Annotated in this window: 7 protein-coding genes; 4 read left to right on the forward strand and 3 right to left on the reverse strand. The window is 65.8% G+C overall.

What is annotated here, in order from left to right:
• The 3 genes from AACR77_RS17610 to AACR77_RS17620 all read left to right on the forward strand — a co-directional run.
• Positions 1–964: hypothetical protein (locus AACR77_RS17610; RefSeq protein WP_042883067.1), on the forward strand; the 964-nt coding region annotated here is incomplete at its 5' end.
• A 69-nt stretch (positions 965–1033) separates the two neighbouring features.
• Positions 1034–2722 carry a hypothetical protein gene (locus tag AACR77_RS17615; protein WP_042883069.1) on the forward strand — a complete coding sequence of 563 codons (1689 nt, stop codon included), beginning with the start codon at positions 1034–1036 and terminating at the stop codon, positions 2720–2722.
• Positions 2723–2774: 52 nt separating this feature from the next.
• The gene (locus AACR77_RS17620) at positions 2775–3971 is read left to right on the forward strand and encodes a Bcr/CflA family multidrug efflux MFS transporter (protein WP_010674385.1); all 1197 of its coding nucleotides are present in this window, start codon (positions 2775–2777) and stop codon (positions 3969–3971) included.
• Positions 3972–4030: 59 nt separating this feature from the next.
• Here AACR77_RS17620 and AACR77_RS17625 read toward each other — a convergent pair whose 3' ends face one another.
• From AACR77_RS17625 to AACR77_RS17635, 3 genes are all read right to left on the reverse strand, one after another.
• A complete protein-coding gene (locus AACR77_RS17625; protein WP_042883070.1) occupies positions 4031–4597 on the reverse strand; it encodes a pyridoxamine 5'-phosphate oxidase family protein in 567 nt (188 codons plus the stop codon).
• Positions 4598–4630: 33 nt separating this feature from the next.
• Complete coding sequence (nhaD, locus tag AACR77_RS17630) at positions 4631–6055, reverse strand: sodium:proton antiporter NhaD (RefSeq protein ID WP_042883072.1); 1425 nt, start codon at positions 6053–6055, stop codon at positions 4631–4633.
• 134 nt (positions 6056–6189) lie between these two features.
• Complete coding sequence (locus AACR77_RS17635; protein ID WP_010674381.1) at positions 6190–6663, reverse strand: DUF4357 domain-containing protein; 474 nt, start codon at positions 6661–6663, stop codon at positions 6190–6192.
• A 152-nt stretch (positions 6664–6815) separates the two neighbouring features.
• Between AACR77_RS17635 and AACR77_RS17640 the strand changes: the two genes are divergently transcribed.
• Positions 6816–7252: ABC transporter ATP-binding protein (locus AACR77_RS17640; protein ID WP_042883074.1), on the forward strand; the 437-nt coding region annotated here is incomplete at its 3' end.

The following is a 7252-nucleotide window of genomic DNA, read 5'->3' on the forward strand; positions in this document are numbered from 1 at the left end:
CTGGCTGCTGGTGCTGGCCCTGCCGCTCACCCCGACCCTAGCGCTCTCCGGCCTGTCCGACGGGCCGGCGCTGGCCGCCTGGCTGGCCGCGCTGCTGGCCTTGCAACAGCGCAAGATAGCGCTGGCGGGTCTGCTGTTGGGCCTCATGCTGGCGCTGCGCCCCTCCTACTTCGTGCTGGCCCTGCTGCCCCTGTGGCTCGTGATGGCGCAGCAGGGCAACCGCGTCAGATTTGTGCTCCCCATCGCGCTGGTGGGGCTAGCCTGCCTGCTGTTTGTCTGGCAGGCCGATGGCTGGGCCTATTTTGCCGAGGGGCGCCGCTTTACCGACGGCCACTTTACCCTCTGGGGCAACACGGCGGCGGCCCACGGGGATCGGCTGCTGAGCTGGGCAAATACCTTCAACGATCAGTTCACCCCGCTCTGGCCCCTGTTGATGGGGGCCTTGCTGATACTGCCACTCTGGCAACGGTCCAAGGATCACAATGCGACCCCCTCCGTGCTCTGGACGCTCTACTGGCTCGTTCTGCTGCTCTGGACCCTGTTTGGCCAGAATCCGGACAATCCCCGCCATCTGGCCCCCATCACCCTGCTCGGTATCGTGCTACTGGCAGGCTGGCTGCCACGCCGGGGCGAGCTGACAGCCATGCTGGGAGCCCTGTTGCTGCTGCTCTGCACCCTCACCCCACCGGTGGCACCAGCCATGACCCGGGCCGCCAGACTGGCAGAACAAACGTGCCCGGCGCTGGTGACCCAGTGGGGAGTGAGGCTGCTTAGGGAGACCACAACCCTGCCCGTCACCGACGGCTGGTACCGGGGGGATGCCGCCCTTGCGCTCACCCAGGGGGCCTGCCGCCTCAGCCGCCGCCCCCTGGGGGCAGAGGCGCTACCAGGCCCTTATGACACCCTCTGGTTTTCCCCCCGCTTTCACGCCGAACCCGGCCTCTGGCTCGCCCTGCCCCGCTGAACCGGGCGCTTGCGAGGGCATCGCACGACTCGTCTACACTCACAGCCGGGTCTGTCAGGAACCAGTGCAATGGAAAGAAACACGAGCGGAACCGGGGAGGGGATCCGGGTCGCGCTGGCCCTGTTGCTGGCCTGCGCCCTGCTGATGCTGCCGCTCTGGTGGCAGGGGGGCAGCCAGGGACACGATCTGTTTCATCACCTGCTCTCCGGCCACTACTTTGCCCGCCAGCACTGGCAGGGGGAACTCTATCCCCGCTGGCTGATGGCCATGAACGGCGGCTTCGGCAGCCCCACCTTCTTCTTCTATCCCCCGCTCCCCTACTACGTCAGCGCCCTCTTTGCCGGGCCCGGTGCCCACCCCCAGCAGGCCATCTACCCTTTGCTTGGCAGCGCCACCCTGGCCCTGCTGCTCTCCGGGGTGTTTGCCTATCTGTGGCTGCGTGCCACCACGCCCCCTGGCCGGGCCCTGGCCGCCAGCCTGCTCTATCTGGCGCTGCCCTATCATGTCGCCATGGATCTCTATGCCCGCTTCGCCCTGGCGGAGTTCTGGGCCTTCGCCTGGGCTCCCCTTATCCTGCTGGGGCAGGATCTCGCCCACCGCGGACGACCTCAGGGGTTGCCCCTGTTGATCCTGGGGCTGGCGCTGCTGGCCTTCTCCCACCTCCCCAGCCTCTTGCTCATGATGGGGCTGGTCACCTTGCGCGCCTTCTGGTTCGCCAGACGCACCCGCACTCTGACGCCCTGCTGGCAAGCCCTCGGCGCCCAGGGTGTGGGGCTTTGCATGGCAGCCGCCCTGCTGCTGCCCGCCCTGGCGGATCAGGGGGCCATCTCCATGGAGCTGATGCGCGGCGGCATGTTCGACTACAGGCGCAACTTTCTCGACCGCCTGCCCAGCGCCTGGGAGGACTGGCGTTTTCGCGGTCACCTGGCGTGGCAGAGCATGCTGACTCTGGCCCTGCTGCTCATCGCCTGGGCCGCCGCCCGGGAGCCGCGCCACCCCGAGCTGCTGTGCTGGGGGGCGATCGGCGTCGTCGCCTTCCTGATGATGCTGCCCCCGAGCCAGCCTCTCTGGAGCCTGCTTCCCCCCTTGCAGCGGGTGCAGTTTCCCTGGCGGCTCAACCTGGTGCTCGCCCTTGCCACGGTCGCCGTGGTGGCGCTCGGCACCCAGCCCCATCGTCTCTGGCAGGGGCTCTGGTGGGGAGTATTCCTGCTGACCCTCCTCTCCACCCTGGCCTATGTGCGTCACGCCCCCCTCACCCAGGCCCCCGAACGGGAGGCCATGGCATTCGAGTTCGACAGCAAGCGCAGTGCCCGGGAATACAGGCCAAGGCAGGTGCCGGGGGGCATGTTCGCCCCGACCCTGCTCGCCTGGAAGGAGGAGTTCCAGCCGCCTGTCAGCGCCGAACCGCCAGGCGCGAGCTGGAGCCTGACCCGCTGGCAACCCCGCGCCCTGGCGCTGGAGGTCAAGGCCCGGGTGCCGACCCGGCTGGTCCTGCACCAATACCATTACCCCGGCTGGGAGGCCCGCCTCGACGGGCACCTGGCGCTGACGGTGAGCGCCAATCGCCAGGGGTTGATGCAACTCTGGGTTCCGGCGGGCCACCACAGCCTCACCCTGACCCTGGCGGCACGCTGGCCGGAGCGCACCGGCAATGCCCTCTCCCTGCTCGGATGGCTTGCCTGGCTCTGGCTGCTCTGGCGCCACCCCCGACAAAAGGGTATCGGGCAGGATGCACCTGATCGCGCCCGCCAAAACTGATAGACTCAACACCTGCCTCTTAACCCGGCCCAGCCCACGACTCGGATACCCTATGCCCCAAGCCAGCTCCCTCTCACCCCGTTTCCTCTTCATCCTGCTCGGTGCCCTGGCGGGCCTGACTCCCCTCGCGGTGGACATGTATCTGCCCGCCATTCCCGCCATCGCCCGGGATCTGGCTACCAGCATCGACGGCGCCCAGCTCACCATCAGCGCCTTCCTGGGAGGCTTTGCCATCGGCCAGCTCTTTTACGGGCCGCTCGCCGACAGCTTCGGCAGAAAGCCGGTGATCCTGGCGGGCCTGACGATGTTTGCCGTGGCCTCCGTGGGCTGCGCCATGGCGGACTCCCTGCCTGAGCTCCTCGCCTGGCGCATGTTGCAGGCCGCAGGGGGCGCCGCGGGTTCCGTGGTGGTCAATGCGCTGCTGCGCGACCTGTTCGAGAAGGATGCGTTTTCCCGCGCCATGTCCTTCGTCATCCTGGTGATGACCCTCGCCCCCCTGGTGGCCCCCGTGGTGGGGGGGTACATCAGCGCTCACAGCGACTGGCGGGTCATCTTCTGGCTGCTGGTGGCCATCAGCCTGCTCATCTGCCTGGTGATGCAGTGGAAGATTGAGGAGACCCTCAAACCCGAGCACAAGCAGCCCCTGCGACTCGGGCAGGTGCTTCGCAACTACTGGGGGGTGCTCTCCCACCGTGGTGCCATGGGCTATGTGCTGTGCGGCGCCCTGTCGAGCTCCGGCATGTTCGCCTTCCTGAGCGCCTCCCCCTATGTCTACATCGAGTATTTCAAGGTGCCGACCGAGCACTACGGCTGGCTCTTTGGTCTCAATATCCTGCTGATGATGGTGGTCACCTTCGCCAACAGCCGGCTGGTGAAAGGGGTGGGTGCCGAGCGCATGCTGCGATACGGCCTGACCGTGCTGCCGCTCGCCGGGGCCCTGCTCATCTACAACGCCTGGAGCCAGACCGGGGGCCTGTGGGGCATCGTCATCCCCGTCGTGCTCTTCGTCGGCCACATCAGCCTGGTGGGGGCCAACGCCATGACCGGCCTGATGGGCCACTTCCCCCAGTCCGCAGGCACCGCCTCGGCGCTGGCGGGTACCCTGCGCTTTGGCCTTGGGGCCCTGGTGGGGGTGCTGGTCAACCTCAATCCCCCCGAATCGCCGCTCCCCATGGCCATCGCCATCGCCGGTTGCGGCCTGGGGTCGGCCCTCAGTTACTGGCTGCTGAGCGGCAAGCGCGTCCCCTGATGCCCTGCAATGAAAAAGCCCTGTCCATGGACAGGGCTTTTTGCATCGGGGCGCAGGCCTCAGTCATCGGCCTGCAACCCGCTGCGCGCCAGGATCTCGCTCTCCAGCCCATCCAGGCTTAGCTGGTTCTTCTTGCGCCAGTAGGCCTCTATCCCCTCCTGCCCCTGGCGTGCCGACCAGTTGGCGAGATCCTCCCTGTCTCCCTGATAGTCAAACAGGGGCACCGACATGCCGCACGACGTCTGGACCCGTTCAATGTCCAGCAGGAAGATCTGGCGAGCCGCGACGCTTGGGGGGAACAGCGCCAGCAACGACGGCCACCGCGGATCAGTGCGGTGCAGCACCCGTGCCTGGCCATAGGCTCGCAGAATAAGCGGCGCCCCCTCGAAGGCGCAGAACATCACCGTCATGCGCGGCTGTTGCAGCACCTGGGCCGCGGACTCGTTGCCGCTGCCGGTCAGGTTGAGCCAGGCCAGGGTGTGGGCATCGAGGACGCGCAGCGAATCCCCGCCCTTGGGGGAGAGATTGACCGTCCCCTTCGCGGCTGCCGTACCGACAAAGAAGATCTTCTGCCCCTCGATAAAGGTGACATGGCGCGGCGAAAGCGCCTCGAACAGTTGTCCCATCCTGCCTCTCCCTGGTGCCTGGAACCGGATTCCCTAAAACAGGGCGCTGTTGAGCCACAGGTGCGCCCCTACGCCGACCATATAACCAAGCAAAATGGCAGGCAACCACTTGAGGTGCCCGACGAAGGTATACATGCCCCTGGCCTGCCCCATCAGGGCCACCCCGGCGGCGGAGCCGACCGAGAGCAGACTGCCCCCCACCCCGGTGGTCAATGTCACCAGCAGCCACTGCCCCGTGCTCATCTGCGGCTCCATGGAGAGCACGGCGAACATCACCGGAATGTTGTCGATCAGGGCGGAGAGCAGGCCGATGGCGACGTTGGCCAGGGTCGGATCGCCGCCGTCGTAGAGGAAATGGGAGGCAAGCGCCAGATACCCCATAAACCCGAGGCCACCGACGCACATCACCACCCCGTAGAAGAACAGCAGGGTGTCCCACTCCGCCTTGGCAATCTTGTTGAACACATCGAACGGCACCATCGAGCCCAGACGCAGCAGCCTGGCCTCGTCCCCGGTGCGCTCATACAGCGCCCGTGCCCGGGCCAGGGTAACGGGCTGGGTCTTTCGCAGATAGAAACTGAAAAATTGCAGGTAGCCCAGCCCCATCATCATGCCGAGCACGGGGGGCAACCCCAGGAAATGATGGCAGGCGACGGCGGTCACTATGGTGAGCACAAAGAGCAGCACGATGACAACGGCGCCGCGCCTTGGCACCACCATCTCGCCCGGCATGGCGGGCACCAGACGGGGCACCATCAGGCTCATCAGGGTGGCCGGCACCAGGAAGTTGAGCAGGGCGGGGATGAAGAGCAGCAAAAACTGCTGGAACGGCACCTTGCCCGCCTGCCACACCATCAGGGTGGTGATGTCGCCAAAAGGGCTGAAGGCGCCACCCGCATTGGCCGCCACGACGATGTTGATGCAGGCCAGGTTGATGAAGCGGCGCTCTCCATTTGCCACATTGAGCACCACTGAGCACATCAGCAGCGCCGTGGTGAGGTTGTCCACCACGGGGGAGATGAAAAAGGCGAGAAAACCGGTGAGCCAGAAGAGCGTGCGCAGGCTGAAGCCCGCCTGCACCAGGCGTACCCGCAGCACGGCGAACAGCAGCCTGTCCTCCATGGCGTTCACATAGGTCATGGCCACCAGCAAGAAGAGCATCAGCTCGGCATACTCCAGCAGGTTGTGCCGAAACCCGGCCTGAACCAGCTCGCTTTGCCCCTGCCCCGTATAGACCAGGCCGATGGCTATCCAGATGATGCCGGCGGCCACCAGCACCGGCTTGGACTTTCGCAGCTTCAGGTACTCCTCAGCCATCACCAGGGCGTAAGCCAGGGCGAAGATGGCGAGGGCAAAGAGCCCGACCCCGCTGTGGGTCAGATCGAGGGGGCCGTTGCCCGCAGCGGCGGGGGCACTGAGCAGGGCCGCCCCGGGCACGAGGCGAAGGAGTCCAGACATGGCGGCATCTCCTGGCAGGCGTCTGGCATTGAGGCTAGCAGCGCAAAGGGAAGCCGCCTCTTTGTCATCCTGATGAGTGGCCCGCCGCGGGTACTCAGGCAAACATGAGCGAGGCCCGTTGCCGGGCCCCGTCATCAGGAGGTCTTCTTGCCAAAACCCGATTGCTTGAGGGTGTAGCCTGCGCTGTTTTGCCAGGCATCCAGCCCGCTTCGGTTGTTGCCCGCCACCAGGCTCGCGGCCAGGCTCGGGCTGTTGAAGAGCTGATCGGCGGTAAAGATGAAGCCTCCTTCGGGGTGAGGAACGAGTACCCCCTTGCCCAGCAGCTCCTGGCGCAGCTCGATCACCGCCTCGCGCAGGGAGGCCGCATCCTCGCCGTTGGCGGTGGAGCCCGCCTGGACCATGAAACCGGGGTTTTGCCGCTTGCCCACCGGATAACCATGGGCCTCTGCCCCCTTGCCGTTGAAGTGGTAGAGCTCTCGCTCCCCCGGCTTGTTGTCGGAGAGGGCCTTTTGCAGGGTCATCAGCTCGTTGTAGATATCGATGGGGACCACGGCAGCCTGCTTGACGCCCTTGCTGTCGACGATAAAACTGACTTGCTTGTGTAACATCCTTGCTCATCCTGTGACCCATGGAAGGCCCTATTCTAACCACCTCAGGCGAGCGGGATCCAGCGAGGATCCCCATCCCTTTTGCAGGCGCGATCACTAACTGGCATAGTGACGGACATTGTGAAAGCCATTGACCATCAAACGGTTATCCCATGCTTAGCCTGTGCAACCTCAGTAAACGCTTCGCCAACGGCGGCGAGACGCTCCCCCTGTTTGAGGGGCTGGATCTCGCCCTCACCCCGGGGGAAACCTGCCTGCTGCTGGGGCAAAGCGGCTGTGGCAAGTCCACCCTGCTCAACCTCATCGCCGGTCTCATCGCCCCGGACGAGGGGGAGATCTGGCTGGAAGAGACCCGTCTCGACACCCTGCCGACAGACGAGCGGGCCCGGCTTCGCGGGCGCCATTTCGGCATCGTCTATCAGGATTTCAACCTGCTGCCGACCCTGACCGTGGCCGAGAACCTCGCCCTGCCCCTTCAGATAAACAACCTGCCCCAGGACGATGGGCGCCTCGATGCCCTGCTCGCGCGCCTTGGCATGGGCCACAAACGCCACGCCTGGCCGGAACAGCTCTCCGGCGGCCAGCGCCA

This window comes from Aeromonas sp. ZOR0002 (assembly GCF_963866995.1).
In the GTDB taxonomy this organism is placed as follows: domain Bacteria; phylum Pseudomonadota; class Gammaproteobacteria; order Enterobacterales; family Aeromonadaceae; genus Aeromonas; species Aeromonas caviae.